The organism is Tsukamurella sp. II2bb, assembly GCF_057815145.1.
The window spans coordinates 214,484-232,650 of the sequence record NZ_JBYPZI010000001.1 but is presented as its reverse complement, the minus strand read 5'-3'; the positions used below and the strand labels follow the sequence as shown (position 1 = coordinate 232,650).

The 18,167-nt window shown below is 67.8% G+C and carries 22 protein-coding genes, 1 tRNA gene and 1 pseudogene; 13 read left to right on the top strand and 11 right to left on the bottom strand.

Features of this window, described 5'->3' with window-relative positions; translation table 11 throughout:
- The first annotated feature begins 52 nt into the window (after positions 1–52).
- Genes AC21LY_RS01155 through AC21LY_RS01145 form a run of 3 tightly spaced genes read left to right on the top strand, consistent with a single transcriptional unit; the run spans position 53 to position 2,209 of the window.
- Complete coding sequence (locus AC21LY_RS01155; RefSeq protein WP_489044283.1) at positions 53–775, top strand: phosphatase PAP2 family protein; 723 nt, start codon at positions 53–55, stop codon at positions 773–775.
- Positions 772–1,599, top strand: coding sequence for a COG4705 family protein (locus AC21LY_RS01150; RefSeq protein ID WP_489044282.1), 828 nt, complete (start codon positions 772–774; stop codon positions 1,597–1,599). Before AC21LY_RS01155 ends, AC21LY_RS01150 begins: the two co-directional genes overlap by 4 nt.
- A 13-nt stretch (positions 1,600–1,612) precedes the next feature.
- The gene (locus tag AC21LY_RS01145) at positions 1,613–2,209 is read left to right on the top strand and encodes a DedA family protein (protein ID WP_489044281.1); all 597 of its coding nucleotides are present in this window, start codon (positions 1,613–1,615) and stop codon (positions 2,207–2,209) included.
- A gap of 410 nt (positions 2,210–2,619) precedes the next feature.
- On the opposite strand, the gene AC21LY_RS01140 is transcribed toward AC21LY_RS01145, so the two are convergent.
- The 7 genes from AC21LY_RS01140 to AC21LY_RS01110 all read right to left on the bottom strand — a co-directional run bounded on the left by AC21LY_RS01140 (position 2,620) and on the right by AC21LY_RS01110 (position 6,226).
- On the bottom strand, positions 2,620–3,432 hold the full coding sequence (locus AC21LY_RS01140) for a VOC family protein (RefSeq protein WP_489044280.1): 813 nt from the start codon (positions 3,430–3,432) through the stop codon (positions 2,620–2,622).
- Positions 3,429–3,635: a hypothetical protein gene (locus AC21LY_RS01135; protein WP_489044279.1), complete on the bottom strand. Its 207-nt coding sequence runs from the start codon at positions 3,633–3,635 to the stop codon at positions 3,429–3,431. Before AC21LY_RS01135 ends, AC21LY_RS01140 begins: the two co-directional genes overlap by 4 nt.
- The gene (locus AC21LY_RS01130; RefSeq protein WP_489044278.1) at positions 3,632–4,123 is read right to left on the bottom strand and encodes a hypothetical protein; all 492 of its coding nucleotides are present in this window, start codon (positions 4,121–4,123) and stop codon (positions 3,632–3,634) included. The genes AC21LY_RS01135 and AC21LY_RS01130 overlap by 4 nt, the downstream gene beginning before the upstream one ends.
- Positions 4,116–4,751 carry a hypothetical protein gene (locus AC21LY_RS01125; RefSeq protein WP_489044277.1) on the bottom strand — a complete coding sequence of 212 codons (636 nt, stop codon included), beginning with the start codon at positions 4,749–4,751 and terminating at the stop codon, positions 4,116–4,118. Before AC21LY_RS01125 ends, AC21LY_RS01130 begins: the two co-directional genes overlap by 8 nt.
- Before the next feature lie 154 nt (positions 4,752–4,905).
- A complete protein-coding gene (locus tag AC21LY_RS01120) occupies positions 4,906–5,385 on the bottom strand; it encodes a hypothetical protein (protein WP_489044276.1) in 480 nt (159 codons plus the stop codon).
- Positions 5,386–5,447: 62 nt separating this feature from the next.
- On the bottom strand, positions 5,448–6,026 hold the full coding sequence (locus tag AC21LY_RS01115) for a hypothetical protein (protein ID WP_489044275.1): 579 nt from the start codon (positions 6,024–6,026) through the stop codon (positions 5,448–5,450).
- Entirely contained in the window at positions 6,023–6,226 is a 204-nt protein-coding gene (locus tag AC21LY_RS01110; RefSeq protein WP_489044274.1) for a helix-turn-helix domain-containing protein, read from the bottom strand. Before AC21LY_RS01110 ends, AC21LY_RS01115 begins: the two co-directional genes overlap by 4 nt.
- Before the next feature lie 235 nt (positions 6,227–6,461).
- Between AC21LY_RS01110 and AC21LY_RS01105 the strand changes: the two genes are divergently transcribed.
- The 10 genes and pseudogenes from AC21LY_RS01105 to AC21LY_RS01060 all read left to right on the top strand — a co-directional run bounded on the left by AC21LY_RS01105 (position 6,462) and on the right by AC21LY_RS01060 (position 14,551).
- Positions 6,462–6,815 carry a chromosome partitioning protein gene (locus AC21LY_RS01105; RefSeq protein WP_489044273.1) on the top strand — a complete coding sequence of 118 codons (354 nt, stop codon included), beginning with the start codon at positions 6,462–6,464 and terminating at the stop codon, positions 6,813–6,815.
- A 319-nt stretch (positions 6,816–7,134) separates the two neighbouring features.
- Positions 7,135–7,995 (top strand): DUF2637 domain-containing protein, encoded by an 861-nt coding sequence (locus tag AC21LY_RS01100; RefSeq protein WP_489044272.1) that lies wholly within the window; start codon positions 7,135–7,137, stop codon positions 7,993–7,995.
- Positions 7,996–8,237: 242 nt separating this feature from the next.
- Positions 8,238–9,197, top strand: coding sequence for an HNH endonuclease (locus AC21LY_RS01095; RefSeq protein WP_489044270.1), 960 nt, complete (start codon positions 8,238–8,240; stop codon positions 9,195–9,197).
- A 3-nt stretch (positions 9,198–9,200) separates the two neighbouring features.
- On the top strand, positions 9,201–9,623 hold the full coding sequence (locus tag AC21LY_RS01090) for an SMI1/KNR4 family protein (protein WP_489044269.1): 423 nt from the start codon (positions 9,201–9,203) through the stop codon (positions 9,621–9,623).
- Positions 9,624–10,395: 772 nt separating this feature from the next.
- Positions 10,396–10,839, top strand: a pseudogene (locus AC21LY_RS01085) (YdcF family protein); the annotation flags it as partial.
- Positions 10,840–11,551: 712 nt separating this feature from the next.
- On the top strand, positions 11,552–12,217 hold the full coding sequence (locus AC21LY_RS01080) for a hypothetical protein (RefSeq protein ID WP_489044268.1): 666 nt from the start codon (positions 11,552–11,554) through the stop codon (positions 12,215–12,217).
- A gap of 593 nt (positions 12,218–12,810) precedes the next feature.
- Complete coding sequence (locus AC21LY_RS01075) at positions 12,811–13,362, top strand: DUF5994 family protein (protein ID WP_489044267.1); 552 nt, start codon at positions 12,811–12,813, stop codon at positions 13,360–13,362.
- A complete protein-coding gene (locus AC21LY_RS01070) occupies positions 13,355–13,663 on the top strand; it encodes a hypothetical protein (RefSeq protein ID WP_489044266.1) in 309 nt (102 codons plus the stop codon). The genes AC21LY_RS01075 and AC21LY_RS01070 overlap by 8 nt, the downstream gene beginning before the upstream one ends.
- Entirely contained in the window at positions 13,660–14,091 is a 432-nt protein-coding gene (locus AC21LY_RS01065; protein WP_489044265.1) for a DUF5994 family protein, read from the top strand. The genes AC21LY_RS01070 and AC21LY_RS01065 overlap by 4 nt, the downstream gene beginning before the upstream one ends.
- 70 nt (positions 14,092–14,161) lie before the next feature.
- Positions 14,162–14,551, top strand: a complete 390-nt coding sequence (locus AC21LY_RS01060; protein WP_489044264.1) for a DUF5994 family protein — start codon at positions 14,162–14,164, stop codon at positions 14,549–14,551.
- A 200-nt stretch (positions 14,552–14,751) separates the two neighbouring features.
- Here AC21LY_RS01060 and AC21LY_RS01055 read toward each other — a convergent pair whose 3' ends face one another.
- The 4 genes from AC21LY_RS01055 to AC21LY_RS01040 all read right to left on the bottom strand — a co-directional run bounded on the left by AC21LY_RS01055 (position 14,752) and on the right by AC21LY_RS01040 (position 18,155).
- Positions 14,752–14,961 carry a cold-shock protein gene (locus AC21LY_RS01055; protein WP_489044263.1) on the bottom strand — a complete coding sequence of 70 codons (210 nt, stop codon included), beginning with the start codon at positions 14,959–14,961 and terminating at the stop codon, positions 14,752–14,754.
- A gap of 261 nt (positions 14,962–15,222) precedes the next feature.
- Positions 15,223–16,527 (bottom strand): KasA/KasB family beta-ketoacyl-ACP synthase, encoded by a 1,305-nt coding sequence (locus AC21LY_RS01050; RefSeq protein ID WP_489044262.1) that lies wholly within the window; start codon positions 16,525–16,527, stop codon positions 15,223–15,225.
- Positions 16,528–16,729: 202 nt separating this feature from the next.
- Complete coding sequence (locus AC21LY_RS01045; protein WP_489044261.1) at positions 16,730–17,917, bottom strand: site-specific integrase; 1,188 nt, start codon at positions 17,915–17,917, stop codon at positions 16,730–16,732.
- A gap of 153 nt (positions 17,918–18,070) precedes the next feature.
- Positions 18,071–18,155, bottom strand: a tRNA-Ser gene (locus AC21LY_RS01040).
- Between the last annotated feature and the right edge of the window lie 12 nt (positions 18,156–18,167).

Sequence of the window (18,167 nt, the reverse complement as noted above, 5' to 3'; positions counted from 1 at the left end):
CGATCCCGCCGCCTTAAGCCTCCGCTAAGCCACCGCGGGCCACGCTGGTGGGATGGAACGGATTCTGAGGACATGGCTGCTGGTCTACTCCGTGGTGATCGTCGCGATCGTCGTGGTGGGACTGATCGTCGCAGGCGGACCGACCGGCGTCGACTCCGCGGTGATGAACGCGATCGCCGCGGACCGGCCGACGGGGCTCACGTCCGCGGTGTCGCTCGTGACGGAGTTCTTCAGCCCCGGCATGGTGCCGGTGTGGGCGCTGCTGGTCGCCGGGTTCCTGCTGTACCGCGACCGGCGGGTCCAGCGCGCCGTCGCGGTGCTCGCCTCCGTGGTGGCCGCGGGCGCGGTCGCGGAGGTAATCAAGCTGATCGCCGGCCGGCCCCGGCCGCCGGCGGTGGACCAGGTGGGCGCCTACGAAGCCACGCTGTCGTACCCGTCCGGGCACGTCACCGGCACCGCGGCGCTGCTGGTGGCGGTCGCGCTGGTGGGCACCGCGCACCGTCGGGCCGCGCGGACGGGGGCCGTGATCGCGGCGCTCGCAGTGACCGTCTTCATCGCCTGGACCCGCCTGTACCTGGGCGTGCACTGGCTCACCGATGTCACCGCCGGGGCCGTCGTGGGCACCTCCACCGCGGTGCTCGTCGTGGCCCTGACGCCGACGGTCGTCGGCGTCGTCGCGAGGCGCGCCGGGGACCGGCTCCCCGCGACCGCGGCCGCCTGGCTCGTTCCCGCCCGCACCGGCGAGGCACACCGGGTGACGGGCGTGAACCGGTGACCGCGACGGATGCGGTCCGGCCGTCCGCCGTCCGTGTGCCGCTGGTCACCGGGTACTTCTGGGTCATCAAGATCCTCGCCACGACGGTGGGCGAGACCTGCGCCGACTACCTGAACGACCACCTGGGCTGGGGCCTGGCGAACACGACGCTGTTCATGGCGGCGCTGCTGCTCGTCGCGCTGGCGGTGGAGTTCGCACGGCGGGCGTACACGCCGTGGGTCTACTGGCTCGTGGTCACGTTGATCAGCGTGGTCGGGACTCTCATCACCGACAACCTCACCGACCGGCTCGGGGTCCCGCTGCAGGTGAGCACGTCGGTGTTCGCCGCCGCGCTGATCGTGGTCTTCGCGGCCTGGTACGTGAGCGAGCGGACGCTGTCGATCCACACCATCGTCACCCGACGGCGTGAGGCCTTCTACTGGCTCACCGTCCTCGTGACGTTCGCGCTGGGCACCGCCGCGGGTGACCTGATGGCCGAGCAACTGCAGCTCGGCTACCTCGTCTCGCTCCTGATCTTCGCCGCGGTGATCGCCGTGATCGCGGTGGCCCACCTACGGTTCGGGCTCAACGCGGTGTTCGCGTTCTGGGCGGCATACATCATCACCCGCCCCCTCGGCGCCTCGCTCGGCGACCTGCTGTCGCAGCCCCGCGAGAACGGCGGGCTCGGCCTCGGGACCACCGTCGTGTCCGCAGCCTTCCTCCTCGTGATCGTCGCGCTCGTCGCCTACCTCACCGTCTCGCGCAGGGACGTCATCGACGACCCCGCGCCCGACGGTGCCGCACTCCCCCCGGGCCGCCCGCTCGGTGGCGGTCTCGACCTCTAGAACGGAACAACCTGTGCAACAGTTCATCCTTAGCTTCGGGCTCATCGCGGTCTTCGTGCTCATGTTCGCCGAATCCGCCTGTATCCCCGTGCCGTCCGAGGTCACCATGCTCCTCGCCGGGGCCGCCGCGGGCGGCGCGATCCCGGGCGTGCACCTCAACCTGGTCGCCGTGATCCTCGTCGGGACGCTCGGCAACGTGGCGGGCAGCTACCTCGCGTGGTGGGTCGGCCGCGCGGGCGGCAGGCCAGCGGTACGCCGGTGGGGCCGGTACGTGCGGCTACACGAGTCGGACCTCGACCGCGCGCACGACTGGTTCACCAAGCGCGGCGCCGCATCGGTGTTCGTGGGCCGCCTGCTGCCCGTCATCCGCACGTTCATCTCCCTGCCCGCCGGCATCGCGGGCATGCCGCCGGTCCGGTTCGGCCTGCTCACCTTCGCCGGCTGCCTCCCGTGGACGGCCGCCCTCGCCATCGCCGGGTACGCCATCGGCGCCAACTGGGAGTCCGTCGCGAACGCCTTCCACGGCCCCACCTACGTGATCGCCGCCATCGTCGCGGTGGCCGCAATGATCGGAGCCGTCGTGTTCTACCGGAGGCGCGCGGCCGCATAGCTCAACGAGTACTTCGAGGCGCGCGGCCGACACACTGAGGGATCCGACAAGGTAAGCCGCACCCGAGCTGATCCAGCTCGTCACACAGGGGCTGACACATTGCCCTGCAACCTCACCCGATTCCATCGTTGCCGGCAGTACCAGTCCTCGGGTCACCGCCCCGCGGCAAAACCCGCGAGCATCGGCGATGACGCCGTCGAGAGTGGGTTCCCCGGACATCAGACAGTGAAAACCAGCGACCGCTCCTTCGGCTAACCTCCGCCGAATCAGCTCTCAGGCCACCTCCGCGGCGGCCGCGGCGTGCGCAACGTGTCGCCGAAATGCTTGCACCACAACGGATCGTACGACAAGTGTTCCCGGTAAGCCGATCCCGCCCCTTACCGGTGGCGCGCATCGGCCTGACTCGGGCATCAGTTAAGCCTCACCACCACCGTGTTCCCATCGGGGTCAACAGCCCGCCGGGGGAACCCGTCCGGGGAATGGTCCGCGTCTCCGAACAAGTCCGGTACCTCGAACTCGATCCGGCACCGTGACCGCGGCCCCTCCCCTGCCGGGTACAGCTCGAGCACCAGCTCACCCAGCTGCGCCGAGAGGTGCTCAGGCCCGCCGCCGTGCTGCTCCCGCGTCCACCGGATCCCAAGGGTCGATGCGTACCAGGCCGCGGCGACGTCGACATTCTCGACATAAAGCACCAGGGTAGAGAGCCGTGTCCCGTCACCGCGGCGATCCTCGCGCAGTCGGTCGCGGTGTGCGATCAGCTGCGGCAGCAGCCAGGCGACGGTGCCGGCGGGAGCACGCCCGACCCTCGTGAGCCATCGCTCAGCCGCAGCCACGAGCTTCTCGTCGCTATCGATGGCGGACACCGGGACACGCACCATCTCGACCTGACCCAGGTCCAGCGGCCGCCCCGGCCCCACGAACATCACCCACAGCCCGTCCGACGCACTCCATGCCCGCATCCGGCCCGGCATCGGACAGGGCGGCAGGTCGCTGGCGTGCCGCTCGGGAGCCGGATCACCCCCGAGCTCGGCGCGCAGCTGGTAGAGCTGCTCCCGCCAGGACTGGAACTGCCGCGCGAGCCTGGCGTGCACGGCTTCGGCATGGAACCTACTCATGGACAGGACCATCTCCTCGATCTCGACGTTGGTGGCCTCGGCGGTGACGGACATCGACACCGTGCCGCCGCCCGGGACAGAGTCGGTGAAGGTGCGTTCTTCGGTCATGTGAGGACCTTTTTGATCAGATCGGTTGAGCCCCAGCGCAAGCCGGTGGCGAGTCCCGCCGCGAGTACGGGCAGGGCGAGGGCAGTGGTGTAGAGATTGACGGAAACGTGGCCGAGAAACGCGACACCGAGGCCGAACACAACGATCAGCACCACGGCGATTACGGCAGCCAGCAGGACGGTGCGCGCCGCTGCAACGGTCATCGACCCTCCTCCTTCTCGGGCCAGATCGCTCCGTCCGCGTCGGCGGCGTACCAGGCGCAAGCGGTATGGCTGCCGGACTGGGTCGTCACTGTGCCGCGACCGCGCAGGGCGCTGCCGGACAGGCGCGCGCGACCGCCTGCCACGCTCCACAGCTTCAGCGCGGCCGCGAGGATCGCGGGGCCTTCGCGACTCCAGTCAGCGAGCGGGTAGGTGTGCGTGAGTGGCTCGGGACCGCTGCGATCGACCAGGACGACGCGATCAGCCCGCTCAGCAAGCTCGGCCGGGTGAAGCTCCATGTAACCCAGCACCTCATCGACCGCCTTAGTCAGCTGCTCCAACCTCATGCTGACCTGCATCTGCACCTCGAACGCGTCGACGGGGACTCCCCGCTGCATCAAGGTCAGTACTCTCTCGTGGACAGCCATCATGTCCGCGTCCACGGCGGCCAACAGCGCAATCCGACGGGGGTATCCCTCAGACTCAGCCACGGCCAGCCTCCTCGATCTCCGTCTCGATCTCCGCGTTCAGACGAGCGAGCCCGAGCCGGATCGCGACGTGGCTGGACAGGCCGCGCGGGCTCGGCGGGATCAGCGCGCGGAGCTGAGCGGACACGAGGTCAATCGTGGCGCGAATCTGGTCGGCATCGATCAACGACCGGCGCCAGTACCCGTAGTCGGCGCCAGGGCGCTCCGCCGAAACCAGCCGGTCGAAAAGGAACGAACGGAGCTCCGCCTCCGTGGAGGGAGACGAATCGGGGTCGGGACCGGTGGACTCTTCGCAGCCGCGCACAACGATCGCGATCAGGCCGACGTGAGCGGTCACTACCTCAATCGGCGCATCCGAATCGTTCGGCGCGCTACTCGCACTGCCGTGCACCTCGATGAGGTCGTCGAGCATGCCACCGAGGGGGCGGACGGTGCGCAGCTCGATCATGGCCGGCGCGGCGGGCTCGCCGACCGCCACCTCGACCGCAGTGCCGCCGACCGTGACGGTGGCGGATTCGGTTTCGTCGAGGTCGGGCGGGGCGGTGCCTGCGATGGCGGCGAGGACGGCCAGGAGGTCGCGGGCATCCGGCTCCTCGGCGGGGATGCGCAGGCGAGTGAGGTAGGCGGGCATGAGGTATGCCTTTCAGTACAACGCTCTCGCCGCACCCCGGACTGAGGTGCGGCTAACGTTGCCGACGCATGCTGCCCATGACCTGAGCCTACCGCGTCGGCGACTCGCAGAGCATCTCTTGAGCGGCTGACAAGTCGGGTCCATGCCCGTTCGTCTACTCCGCGGTGTCCAGGTTCCCGATGCGCGGCGCGACGCCCGCCGCCCCGGCCACGAACACCCTGTCCGCGCGCTCCGCGTCCCGAAGCCTCGCCAGCTCCTCCAGCAGCTCTGGGATCGGCCCGCCCGCTCCCGCTTCAGCAGCGGCGGCGTAGGCGCGCAGCTCGGCGTCCGTGGTGGCGTGAGTAATGAGCTGGTCCATGCTGCTCGTCACCGCGATGGCCTCGGTCATCAGGGACGAGGCTGCGCGGTCGACGAGGTCCAGTGCCGCCACTCGGAGATGGGTGCGCACGGCGTGGAACAGGTCATGGAGATCGTCGGCGTCGGTGCCGTACCTCGCAGCGAGATCGTCGGCCTGGTCGTCCAGCTCCGCGTCGGTGATCCAGGCGCTGATGATCACAGCGGAGCGTTCGAAGTGGGGCAGGGCACGCGCGTCCCAACGGCTGTCGACGCCGATGTAGGTGTTGGTCTCGTTCATGGTTCGGGTTCCCCTTGGTAGGTCGTTCCTGTGCTCTGGCCCGGCGGACCCCGCGTCACGCGTCACGGTCGTACGCGCGCCACGGCCGCTCGTCGGATCAGCGGTTCAGTCGGCCCGCCGGTCTCGCGCACGTCGACCAGCAGCTCCGGGTCCACGACGATCTCCGTCTCGCCGATCCGCCCCCAACTGCCGTCGAATCCCATCAGCTGCGCCCGGGCAGGCGCAGTGGCGGTCCAGAGCCGCCCGGCAGGCATGCGCCCGCCGAGACCACCTGCGAACAGCGCCGCGGTCTCGCGGTCCGTAGTCCAGGCCATCCGCCGAGGTTCGGTGCCGCCGCGGTGCACCGTGATCGCCTCCGTCGGCGCCAGCGCGACTACGCCGTTCGTCACGTAGCCGATCTCCCGCAGGTGCTCGATCCAGAACCGGCGGCCGACACGGTCCTCGGGGCTATCAGCGGCCTGCCATGCGTCGGCGAGGGCAGCAGAGAAGCTACAGTCCGGGAAGTCGTAGTCCCAGTCCGAGGCGCAGTGCCAGAGGAGTTCCGGCAGGTCGTTCCGAGGTAGCCTGCCGCTCAGCTGGTCCCACGTCAGCCTGGGTCCAGAATCACGGGCGGCGAGCGCATCATCGAGGGTGCGAATCACTTCGCCGCACCACCAGTCACCGTCGGCAGTCCGTTCAGCCACGTTTCCAACGCGTCCTCGGAGATGAGTACCGCCCGCCCGAGACGCCGGGCCTCGAGCTCGCCCGACGCGACGGCGTACCTCACCGTGCGCTCCGAAACAGCCGCGATCGCTGCGGCCTCCCTGTACCTATACCTCTTCATGCTCTCGCCTTCCGTCACCTACCGGATGCCTTCCCGGCACTGTGCGGCACAGCATCGCTCGACGCGCCCACAAGCGGCACCGCGCGACACGAACTCTCAGACCCCACGCCCGGCTGGCGATACTCACGGTCACAAGAGACACCTCAGTCACCCCGAAGTTCTGCGATCGTCCTGGCGAGTGAGCTTGAGCTGCAGCCAATCTGGAGCTACAACAAACTCTGTTTGGCCGGACACTCCGGCCGAGAGGACGGTCATGACCACACGGTTCACCATCACAGATCACGGGTCGGCGGCCCGCGCCGCAGCCGCCCTCCCCAACGCTCTGAACACCCTCGCCAGCACCATCAACGTGGCCGGACAGCAGCTGCGTCCGCACCCTGGTGACCCGGTGGCCCCGCACAAGGCACTCGAGGCACTCGTCAAGTGGCAGCGTGGTGAGCGGCGCCGCGACGCCCGCATGGCAACGGTGCTGCTGCTTCTCACGGAGTGCGGCGCTAGCGAACGTGGGCTCGCAGACGCACTCGGCCTTAGCCGGGGCGCGGTGGCCGCCCGCATCGCGCAGGCCCGCGTCGAACGCGCCGCCGAGGCCGAGGAGACCAACCAGTGATCGGTACGGCTACCTACAGGCCGCGCTACAAGGGCCGCGCCACGTTTCTCGGCAGCCCGGACACTGCGGACGCGGGGGATAGCGCGCATCGGACCGTGACCTGGGCTTTTGCGGCTGTCCGGGAGGGTTCAGGGAACGATCCGGACCCCGCCGAGCGCTACAAGCGGCGCTACAGCGAGGGCTACAGCCAGCGCTACGCCACGACGGCCGTATCTACGCGCCGCATCGGCCGGACGAGCACCGGACCGGCCGGACTGATCGGCCATAGTGGCCGGACCAGCCGTATCCGCAGTTCACGGGCTATCTCGGGAGGCTTCCGGTGAGCACCACGCCGCGGCGCTTCTGGGTTGTCACCCTGATCTCCGCCGTCACCGTGTCCGTTGCCGGGAACGTCGGGCACGCGCTGTTGTCGGCTCCTGCGGACCTGCGTGTCCCTGCCGCTGTCGCCGCTGCGCTACCGCCGATCGCGCTCCTCGCCGTCACGGAGGGCTTGGCCCGCACCGCTGGCCGCGGTCTGCTGCGGTGGGCCTACAGGGCCGGTGTAGTGGGGGCGCTGGCGATCGCCGTCCTGGCGTTCGTGTTGTCGTTCGCTGCGCTGCGCGACCTCGCCATCACGCTCGGCCAGCCGCCCGCTGTTGCTGCCGGTTGGCCCTTGCTGGCCGACGCCACGATCGCGGTGTCATCGGTGATGCTGCTGGCGACACGCCCCGAGATGACGTCCGTCGCACACCATGACGCAGAAGCCACGGAGCCAGACGCACCGCAGGACTCACCACACGTGACGCAGGAGGTGCACCTCGATGCAGAGCCCGTGTACCCGGCCGGCCTCACGTGGATGACGCAGTCTGCGACGCGGCCCGTCGACCGCGACGCAGAGCTCTCGTCTCCACCGTCGACCATCGGCGCCACCGCGACGCAGGTCGGTGACGCAGCAGGTGACGCTTCCGCTGCATCACGGCGCAGCGGTGCGACGCGCCGTGACGCAGTGACCGTGACGCAAGTCGGTGACGCAGCCGCGTCTACACCGCGACGCACCGCGGTGACACAGCTCGGTGACGCGGCGGATCGCGACGCCGAGATCCTGCGGCGCGCCCGCGACGGCGAGTCGAGCCGCGAGATCGCGGGCGCCTTGGGGATCAGTCCGAGCACCGCTCAGCGGGTCATCCGGCGCGCAGCGTAGCCACAGGCCGGCGTCTCTCCACCGACGCCGCGGACGACGCGACGAGGGCGAGGTACATGAACGGCACGCGCTGCAGTCTCGCCGGCTCGTCGCAAGGGAATCGACTAGCGATCGACAAGGCGTCCGTAAGACCGTCTGGCTAAGAATCCTCTGCGCACGTCACTCGGCGCGCGAATTGGGAGGAGACACAGATGGATACACGGACGAGAACGTCCGCTTGGAGAACCAGGATCAGGCGCGCAGTGAGCGCCACCGTCCTCGGTAGTGCGCTCGTCGCGGCGGCACCGAACCTCGGGATTGCGAACGCCGCACCTGGGTGCAGCGCGGCGGAGGCCGCAACCTGGCGTGCCCAGGTGGCGCAGCTTTCAGCCGACGCGGCACGGCACAACGCCAATCCGCCGAGCCCGTACAACCACCCCGCCGTCGCGGCCTACAACGCGGAGGCCGCGTCGGGCAATGCAAGGAAGGCCGCCCTTCTCGCGCAAGCGAGCAAGTGCGGCTGGGGCACGTCGTCGATCCCGGGTGCGAACACGAAGCCGACCAGCCCGACGACACCGAAACCCTCAACCCCCGGGGCGCCCAAGCCGGCATCGCCGAAGCCCAGCGCGCCGACCGGTGCTAAGCCAGGTGCGCCCTCCGCTGGTAAGCCTTCGCCGTCGCCCGCGAAGCCGACCGCACCGCAGGTGAACAAGCCCGCTACACCGAACACGCCCGCGACCCCCGCAGCGACCAACCAGCTCACAGCAGGAAAGCCGGCACCGGGGAACCCGGCGCCGAAAATCAACCCGAAGTTCAACCCGCCGGCGACGCCACCCGCCTCCGTCCAGCGGCTCCCCAGCGGTCGCACGCCACAGAACAGCAAGTGGGCCGGTAACACCTACGACTTCCGCAACACCAAGGACGCTGGCGCACTGAAGGCCCTGCGCGACAAGTACCCGAACGGGGTCTACTTCAATAAGAAGGGCTTCCCGGACTTCGGGCCGTACGCGATCAAGTCCGTCAGATTGCCCGGTGGCTTCCAGACCCGTACCAAGGACTTCGCCGAGGCAGACCGGCTCGCGGGATACGGCCCCGGCAATCCGCGGCCGAGCAAGTACACCTGGCACCATAACGAGGACGGACGGACCCTGCAGTTGGTGCCGACCGATCTTCATGACGCGGTCCGCCACAGCGGCGGCGTCGCACTTCAAGGTGGGGAGTAGAACGTGGACCTCAGCGCAGAGACACTGACCAGATGGACACCCGAGGAGGTGGAAGAGGTCGAGAAGAGCGTCGGCAGGTTGCCAGCCGACTATCGAGAGTTCGTGACCACCACCGGGACCGGGGACATCACCTTGCACCAGCTGCCGGGCACCGAGGCAGTCGTCGACAAAATCCTCGACGCCGCCGACATCATCGGACGAGGCGGCGGCTTCGACGGGTGGATCCCCGATGATTACTTCCCGGTCGTCCGCGGAAACGGTGGTGCTCTGGCGCTGCGTCGCACCGACGGTGCCGTCTTCCTCGCGGATTACGACAAGGGCGACGCGATCGGACTCGATGACGAGCCGAGCGAGGAAATCATGAGCGAGTACGCCCCGTCGTGGTCTGCGCTCATGGAACAAACCCCGCCCTGGCCCGCGATCTAGCCGAACTCACGGGAATGGCCGTCGACCCCCTCAACACATGTCGGTGAGGGGGGTCGACCTGGCTCAAGCCTCGGTGCGCCGGGCGAGTACGAGGACGGTCAGGCCCGCACTCCGCGCAACGCCGCCCACCCGGTTAGCCTGTGCTCGTGATCATCTGGCTCAACGGCTCGCACGGCACGGGGAAGACGACCACCGCTCGGCTGCTGCCAGCGTTGGTCCCCGATTCGCGGATATTCGACGCCGAGAAGGTCGGTGAGGTTCTGATGGACATCACCCCCCGGACTGCCCGCGACGGACAACTTCCAGCACTGGCCGCCGTGGCGTCCACTCGTGGTGGAGACCGCCCGCAGAGTCCTCGATTACGCCGGCGGCGTGCTGATCGTGCCGCAGTCGATCCTCGTCGAGCGGTATTGGCGCGAGATTCACGCTGGCCTCACCGGCTACGGGATCCCCGTGCGGCATGTCGTCCTGCACGCGAACGAGGACACCCTCCGCGCCCGCATCATGAACGACGCAGTGATGGGCCGTCGCGCTTCCGGCTGCAGCACGTCCGCCCGTACCTTGACGCCGGGGATGCCTGGCTGCACGACGCCGGCACCGTCATCGACACCACCGACCGGGCACCCGAGGCGGTGGCACGAGAGATCGCGGGATTGGTCTAGGTCGAGTGCCGGGGCGCACGTTTCGGGGATTGGTCTAGGTCGAGTGCCGGGCGCACGTTTCGGGGATTTGCCAGTCCCATCGTCGCTCGCTAGATCGGTAGCCTGGCAGTGTGCGAGGAGTTCGGTCCGGTGCGGCGGCATTGCTCGCGGTGATCGTGTTCGGTGAGATCACACACTGGCGCGCCAGCCGCCGAGGCGTCCGCCCCCGCGCCGACGGCACCACATCGGAAGCTGTCGTGGTCCTCGAGTACAAGAACGCCTGGCACCGCGCGAACCTGGTCAATCGGTACCGCACCCGCGCCGGCATCCGCTCCCTCGACAGCGCGGCCGAGTCCAGCACACTGGTGTTCTGCGGCGGGCCGGTCGCCGGCGCAGTCAGCGAAGCCGAACTCATGGCCCGCTACGCCCGCGACGAACTCGGCTTCACCGGAACGATGATCCTCGACACGACGAGCCGGACCACCTGGGAGAACATAGAAAACGCGATCCCGCTGGTCGAGCACGCCGACTCGATCCAGATCGTGTCGAACTCGCTGCACGCGGAGAAGGGCCGGATCTACCTCCGCAGGCTGCGCCCGGACCTCGCCGAACGCCTCACAGAGCCGACGACTACCGATTCGGAGAACTGTTCTGGCTCAAGCCCATCGCCGCCGTTCTCGGCCTCCGGGACCTGCGGGCCATCTAGACACGGCGGGCGTCTGAGCCGTCTGCAAGGTCAGTACTTGCCTAAGGCCAGCGCCACGTCGTGGCCGCCGAAACCGAACGAGTTGTTCAACGCGTACGTAAAGCCGCCCTTGCGGGCCTCGCCGTGCACCACGTCGACGCCGCATCCCCGGGGGACGCTGCTCTATGCTCGCTGCAACGGTTCGTTTCACCAGGAGAACACAGTCGCGGGCTCGGCCGGGTCTTAGATCGCCCCGGTTCGCCCCGCAGCGAGTAGGCTAAATCGGATCGGACTCCTCGCGAGGCGAGTTTCGCCCTGGCCTACGACCGATAACGCAATTCCGATTCCGGCGGGAATACTGGCCGGGATCTGACGATGGGAGCCTCCGTGGCACCGTTCAGCACCGCACCGCAACCAAGCACCGTGTTCGGTGCCGGCTGTGTTCAACTACGACGACGAAACCCGCCCTCAGGACGGGCTACTGCGCGACCTATCGACGATGATCGATGGTCAGGTCGACGAGAGCACTTGTCGGTGACGCGTTTCCGGGATTCCCACGATGTACTCAGGCGAGTCGCCGAGATCGCGGTCGGCAGGACGCGGTGAACATCGACCTGCCTACGTCCATCGCGGAGAGCAATCGTTTGTACGTCCCGTGGGACGCCGACCGCCCACTAACCTCGATCGGCCTGCCACTCGCCCATCGACTGCAGGCTCACCACGAACGACCGCTGACGATCGTCTGCACCGCGAGCCGCAATACCCCGGCAGTATCCGGCACGGCCCCGATAGTCACCGAACGGCACGGACACGTCGCCGACGGCGGCATCGTCCTGGTGCACAATCCCACTCATCAGCTCGCCCGTAAGTTTGTGCACCTCCGCCAAAGTGTCATCGTCCTCGTGGAACGCGAGGGAGTGTCGTACCGAGGGTGGGCTCGGATGTCGCGCGCCTACGACCTCGCCGCCAATGAGACCCTTAGCGATGGGCTTTCCGCCGCAGGGCACGCCGCCGTCGAAGGCGTTATCGCTCTCGGGGATCTCGGATGGACCGACGCCCCGGCGCAGGCCGCAGCGACCCCGCATCTGAACCTCCTCGTCCAACTGGGCGAGTTCTCGACCGAGGTGATCACCGCCTACGCGCGCCAACGTCGTCGGGACGAGAACGCCGTTCAGAGCCTGGTCAAGTTCCTCGACGAGTTCAGTACCACCGTGCGACGACGGCGAACCGGAACCGCCCAATACGGACCCCGACTGCACTTGCTGTGACTCCCAGTCACCGCGGCAGCCAGCCAAACCGTGCCGAACTCGGGCCAACGCAGAACATGACCACCGCACGCTGCGCCGCGGCCGCAGCACGCAACGCAGCACTCCCCCTGACATGGCCCCGGTGCGGGTTGCGGTCCCGAGTCCATCACCAGCGCCGGAATCTGGGCCCGAGGCGTTGATCGGCGCTCTCGTGGGAGAGCGCAGTTGTCATGCATCTTGTCTGTGTGTCGGGTCGGGGGCCGCGTTGGTCTCGGCACCTCGCGGCACGGCGCGTTCGGGCCTGGTAGACAGGATTCATGAGTGAACCACGAGCCATCCGGCCCAAGCATCGACGCAAGTGGCCGTGGATCGTTGGCGCGCTCGTTGCGGCCGTGCTGGCTTGGAGCATGAGCTAAACCGAGCCCAACGACATCACCTAATCGAACCGCCCTTGCCGCTGGAAGAGCACTAGTCCGCCGACGTCGGGTTAGCGTGCGCGAACGGCGCGAGAGGACCGTGTGGCGTACGCTGAAAGGGAGTTGAATTTCCCACCGGGATCCCCTTGGTGCTCTGGACTTACTCAGCGGAATCCTGTTCCGGATCGGAGCGTCCTCATGACGCATCCCCTTCAACCTACGACCTCGGTTCCAGCGCGCCTCGAACTCAAACCGATCGGGGCGATCGTTGGCGCCGTCGACGGAGTTTGGTGGCCACGATCGCGCGACCTGCACAAGGAACTGCTGCACGCTTACCCCCTCGTTCGCGATCGAATCCCCCGCCTGGAGCGAGTGAGCTACAACTACACAAACTGGGACAACGACTCCGATGTCACGAGTCTCGACGGCGACCATGTGCGCTTGGACGGGTCCACCACCCACGGTCTTGACGCGGTTCGGTTCATCGGTCCAAACGACTCTGTGGTGGTGGCGGTGATTCCGCCGGGCGCCGCCGAAGACGTCGCGAGGTTAGCGTTCGTGCTGGCGATGACCGGTGCGGTGTCCCAGTCCGCGCACTCGCTCAACCTCGAGGCGGCCGCGACCACGTCCAGAACTCATCAACGTCAGGACGCCGAGCGAGTGTGGGACGATGAAGGTGGCCACGCGCCACCCGCGGCCCGCACAGTTGAGCCGAACACTCCTCGTGCAGCGGTGGTGCATCATGAGTGAGGATCCGCGCACGTCCGCGGATCCCATCTCGATCTACCGCAACCTCGACGGCTCAGTGGAACAGTGGTGGTCGGCGCGGACCCTGGTCCACCGGCAGGTCAGCATCCAGACCACGATCAAGACGCTCAACGACAACGCTGGCAACCTCTCCGCCGCGGACGTCGAACTGCTCATCACCGACCAGAAGTCACCGCGACGAATCGGAATCCCCGTAGCCTTGCTCGACAGCGTCATCGCCGCCCTGACCATCGCGCGGGACGACGCGCGGGCGATCACAACCACCGACCAAGTCACAACGTGAGCTCGGCGCGCCACCCAGGACCGGAGGCCCTACGCCGACTCCTCGACCGCGGGCCGACTCGAGACGGCACCCCCAGGCCGATACCTGGCCGTGTGCTCCTGCCACACCGGACCTCACTGAGCCGCGGGATCGACGGAGTGTGGTGGCCCCGCAGCCGTGACCTGCAATCGGAGCTCCCGACGGTTCTCCCCTCGGTCGGATTGAAGCTGCAGACTCTCGAGTGCATTCATTTCAGCCCGGCAGACTGGACCACCCGCGCACGGCAACTCCCAGCACGCGATGGCGCCGCCGTCGACATCCGGCACCTCGTCACAGCGGGCGTGGTCGTCTTCACCGGCCCTCGAGTCACGATCATCTATGCACTCATCGCCCCGGACGCGTCGACATCGATCGCGGAAGCGATCGCGGCCCGTCACCTCCCCGCATGAACACGCATCTACCAGTAATGCTCCTCGAGAACGGCGCCAACCGATGTCCATCCGCTCCCATCGACACACGATGAACGAGGACGCGCCGAGCGCCCCCCACGCGAAGCATCGGCTGGCGACCGGGATCGAGAGAGTGCGCCTGGCCCTCGACGACGACCTGGCAACCGGTTGGTGGTGGCCCCGCTCCACCGACTATGCCGCCGAGATCCACGACCTCGCCTACAGCTGCGGACTGGCCCTCGCCCGGAACATCACGCGGATCACGTTCGCATGGAACCCCGAAACCACCAACAAGCTCCGGGCACTGCGCAGTGACGGCCTCGTATTCGCCGGCCCGGAACACCGCCAGCCGCGCGAGGAGATGCGCGTGCACCCAACGACCGGGCGCGTCCTGCGGCTCACGGTCGTCCCGCCGGCGACGCAGAGCCACGGCGGCCACGCCGTACGGACGTTAGCGTGATTCGTCCGAGCACGGCTTCATCCGCAGGACAACGAAACTGGCCCCGCCAAGAGGCGGGGCCAGCAACCCGGTAGGGCCTTGTATCATAGGCTAAGGGTAGAGCTTCGTTCCCTGCTCACCGCGGCGGAAAAACTCATCGACCGAGTGCCGCAGCTTGCCCCACCAAGTCGGAGTTTCGCTGCGATCTGCGCCAGCCTCGGTCACGGCAGCACCTGCACTGAGACCGCTTGAGGCCCACGATCGCCGGCCTGCGACTCGTAGGAGACGCGGTTGTTCTCCTCCAGATTGCGGAAGCCGCCGTTGCTCACGATGCCGGAGAAGTGAACGAACAGATCCTTGCCGCCATCGTCAGGGGTGATGAAGCCAAATCCCTTGTCGCTGTTGAACCATTTGACAGTACCTTGAGCCATGAAGATCTCCTGAAGTGCGAATGTGGCAGGAGCGAACTATTCACTCCCGGGCCTGCGGAGTCCTACAAACGAAGTACCGGCATACGGGAATTCGATAACTACCTGCCGCGTGAAGTTCCTGCGAGCGTATCACCAAGAAAGTCAACCGATTTCATCATACCACACCGCGGCGGGCGTCGGCCCGATCACCGTGGCGGCACTGCTGAGCCAGACAGTGGACGCGGCGCAGACAACGGCAGTGGCATCGCTGCGTCCGCGGGGTCAGTACTTGCCGAAGGCCAGCGCTACGTCGTGGCCGCCGAAGCCGAACGAGTTGTTCAGCGCGTACTTGTAGTCGCCCTTGCGGGCTTCGCCGTGCACCACGTCGAGCTCGATCTCCGGATCCTGGTTCTCGAGGTTCAGGGTGGGCGGGATGACGCCGTCGCGCAGCGACAGCACCGTCAGCGCAGCCTCCAGGGCGCCCACCGCGCCGATCGAGTGGCCGAGCGCGCCCTTCGGCGCGTAGACGGCGGCATCGGCACCGACGGCGGCGATCGCCTTAGCCTCGGCGATGTCTCCGATGGGGGTCGCCGTGGCGTGGGCGTTGATCAGGTCGATGTCCGCCGGGGTCAGTCCCGCGAGCTGAATGGCGCGCTTCATGGCGCGAGCGGCACCCTGGCCCTCGACGTCGGTCTGCACCATGTGGAAGGAGTCCGAGGTGATGCCGGCGCCCAGGAGTCGCGCGAGGGGCTTGGCGCCACGGGCGAGGGCGTGCTCCTCGGTCTCGATGATCATCAGCGTCTGGGCCTCGCCGAAGACGAAGCCGTCGCGGTCCTTGTCGAACGGACGCGAGGCGTGCTCGGGATCGTCGTTGCGGGTCGAGAGGGCGCGCATCATCGAGAACGGGGCGATGACGGGGCTGTCGATCCGGCCCTCGATACCGCCGCAGACGGCGATGTCGGCGTCGCCGAGCACGATCTGACGCCAGGCGTGCGCGATGGCCTCGTTGCCGGTGGAGCAGGCGGAAACGGGGGCGATGGCGCCGGCGCGGGCGCCGATCTCCAGGGCCGAGACGGCGCAGGCGCCGTTGGGCATGGCCATCTGGACGGTGAACGGCGAGACCTTGCGGACGCCGTGATCGCGCAGGGCGTCGACGGCCTCGACCATCGACTCGCCGCCGCCGAGGCCGGTGCCGACGACCGCGGCGAGGCGGTTGTGGTCGACGTCCGGGCGGCCCGCGTTGTCCCACAGGCGCTTGGTGATCACGTGCGCGGCCTGCTCGACGTAGGACATGCGCCGCTTCGACACGTGCTGCTTGCTGATGTCACCCGCGTACTTGCGGTCGGGACGCTCGGGCACCTCGGAGGTGGGGTCCTCCAGCAGCTGACCGCCGAAGCGGACGGGGAGGTCGGGGATCTGGACGCCGATGAAGTCGCCCTTGAGCTCGCGGATACCGGTCTTGCCGGCCAGAAGGCCCGCCCAGGTCGATTCGGTGTCGGTGCCGATCGACGTGGTCATCTCGATCGCGGTGACCACGACGTTGGGGAACTGCCCGCCGAGCGTGCTGAAACTGCGGATGTCTGCCATACGACCCATCAGAACCGATGCTGCCCATGCCGGTCGATGTCGCGAGGTAAACGTTCGCCGAGGCAACTTGTGGGATCGTCACGAACCAGTCGGTTCACGCTCCGATCGGTTCACGCAGGCCGGATGACTGCCGAGTCCAACAGAGTCAGCTGCAGTCGCGGCCGCCCCGGGGGGCCGAAGCCCACGGAGGTGCCAGAACTGCTCACCACTCGGACCCCAGACTCAGCAGCGCGGCGGTGTCGGCAAGCGCAGCACCCGGTGTGTGAACGTAGGTCCGCATCGCCAACACGCCGCCATCCGCGTGGCCGAGCCAAGCCGCGATCATCGGCACCGGCGCACCGCGGAGGCTCAAGAGACTTGCTGCCGTGTGCCTGCTCGCATGCAACCGGCGGTGAGGAAGTCCCGCTTCCTCGAGCGACTTCTTCCACCACGCGTTCAAAGTTCTCGGCGACAGAGGCGCCCCGAGGTCCAGCGCGAACACATACGGATCTTCTCCGCCCTCCCAACGCTCCCCGAGCCGCGTGCGCGTCGAAGCCATCTCGTCGTGCGCACGGCGAAGGATCGGCAGCAGGTGCGGAGGGATCGGCAGGGTGCGTGAGGAGGCGACAGTCTTCGCGCCGTCCTGCTCGATAACCTTCCCTGCGACCGCCACGCGAGTGGTCTCGACTGTGAGCGTGGGCTCGTCCACGTCGAGATCGACAGCACTCCAGCGTAACCCGCTGAGTTCGCCTCGGCGAAGACCCAGCAGGGCCAAGTGGACGAACGGTTCACGTCGTCGCGAGTAGCGATCCGTGCCCTCGCCGTGAGCCTTCGCGAGCAGCTCCACCTCAGCCGCGGACAGGGTGTCATCGACCTTCATCGCGGGTTCACCACTCGGTTTTCGCAACGGCTCGACCAACGCCACGACGTTCCGCGCGACGACTCCCTCCGCGTGCAGATCTGCCCAGACCTTTCGCCACCGAGCGAGCATCGGATTGATCGAGGTGCGCTTCCACGCTCCACGGTCACCTGCGCCGGTGCGCAGGTTGGTGACGAGCCGCTCCACGTCCGCCTTGCTGATCCTCTGGACTCTCATATCGCCGTACGCGGCGACCACGGGTGCCAGAGAGAATCGGTACGCCGCGGCCGTGGTGGGCTTCGTCCGCGCAGCCTTCGCAGTCAGCCAGGCTTCGATCGCCTCCTTCACCGTCAGGTCGTTAGGCGCGGTGTGGGTGCCGCCCGCGAGTTCCGCAGTCATCTTCGCGTGCCAGTCCTTCGCCGCGTCCACGGTCGCGAAACGGCGCCGGTGCTGCAGCCGCTTGCCGCCGGGGAGGGACGCGTTGATCCGCGCCTCGTAGCGAGATCCACGGGCGCCCTCGACGCGCGTGATGTAGTTGGGGAGTCGTGCCATGAGTCCATCCCATCGGTGATTTCTACGATCACCAGTCAGCCGGGACGACACGCCGACACAAGCCCAGGACTCATTCCTGGGCGAAAGTGGCAAACTGTGGCAGATTTCGGGGGTCCCGGCGCCCTCTCCGGCGCCGAAGCCCCTTCCTACCTGCGGAAGCGGAGGGATTTGAACCCCCGGTGGTTTCACCCACGCTCGCTTTCAAGGCGAGTGCATTCGGCCGCTCTGCCACGCTTCCCTAGCGCAGTAC

Coding starts and splice junctions, on each gene's coding strand:
- AC21LY_RS01060 (WP_489044264.1), top strand. CDS start 14,162: ATGAACGAGGACGCGCCGAGCGCCCCCCACGCGAAGCATCGGCTGGCG.
- AC21LY_RS01125 (WP_489044277.1), bottom strand. CDS start 4,751: ATGCCCGCCTACCTCACTCGCCTGCGCATCCCCGCCGAGGAGCCGGAT.
- AC21LY_RS01075 (WP_489044267.1), top strand. CDS start 12,811: ATGACGCATCCCCTTCAACCTACGACCTCGGTTCCAGCGCGCCTCGAA.
- AC21LY_RS01140 (WP_489044280.1), bottom strand. CDS start 3,432: ATGACCGAAGAACGCACCTTCACCGACTCTGTCCCGGGCGGCGGCACG.
- AC21LY_RS01120 (WP_489044276.1), bottom strand. CDS start 5,385: ATGAACGAGACCAACACCTACATCGGCGTCGACAGCCGTTGGGACGCG.
- AC21LY_RS01155 (WP_489044283.1), top strand. CDS start 53: ATGGAACGGATTCTGAGGACATGGCTGCTGGTCTACTCCGTGGTGATC.
- AC21LY_RS01045 (WP_489044261.1), bottom strand. CDS start 17,917: ATGGCACGACTCCCCAACTACATCACGCGCGTCGAGGGCGCCCGTGGA.
- AC21LY_RS01055 (WP_489044263.1), bottom strand. CDS start 14,961: ATGGCTCAAGGTACTGTCAAATGGTTCAACAGCGACAAGGGATTTGGC.
- AC21LY_RS01105 (WP_489044273.1), top strand. CDS start 6,462: ATGACCACACGGTTCACCATCACAGATCACGGGTCGGCGGCCCGCGCC.
- AC21LY_RS01070 (WP_489044266.1), top strand. CDS start 13,355: ATGAGTGAGGATCCGCGCACGTCCGCGGATCCCATCTCGATCTACCGC.
- AC21LY_RS01050 (WP_489044262.1), bottom strand. CDS start 16,527: ATGGCAGACATCCGCAGTTTCAGCACGCTCGGCGGGCAGTTCCCCAAC.
- AC21LY_RS01135 (WP_489044279.1), bottom strand. CDS start 3,635: ATGACCGTTGCAGCGGCGCGCACCGTCCTGCTGGCTGCCGTAATCGCC.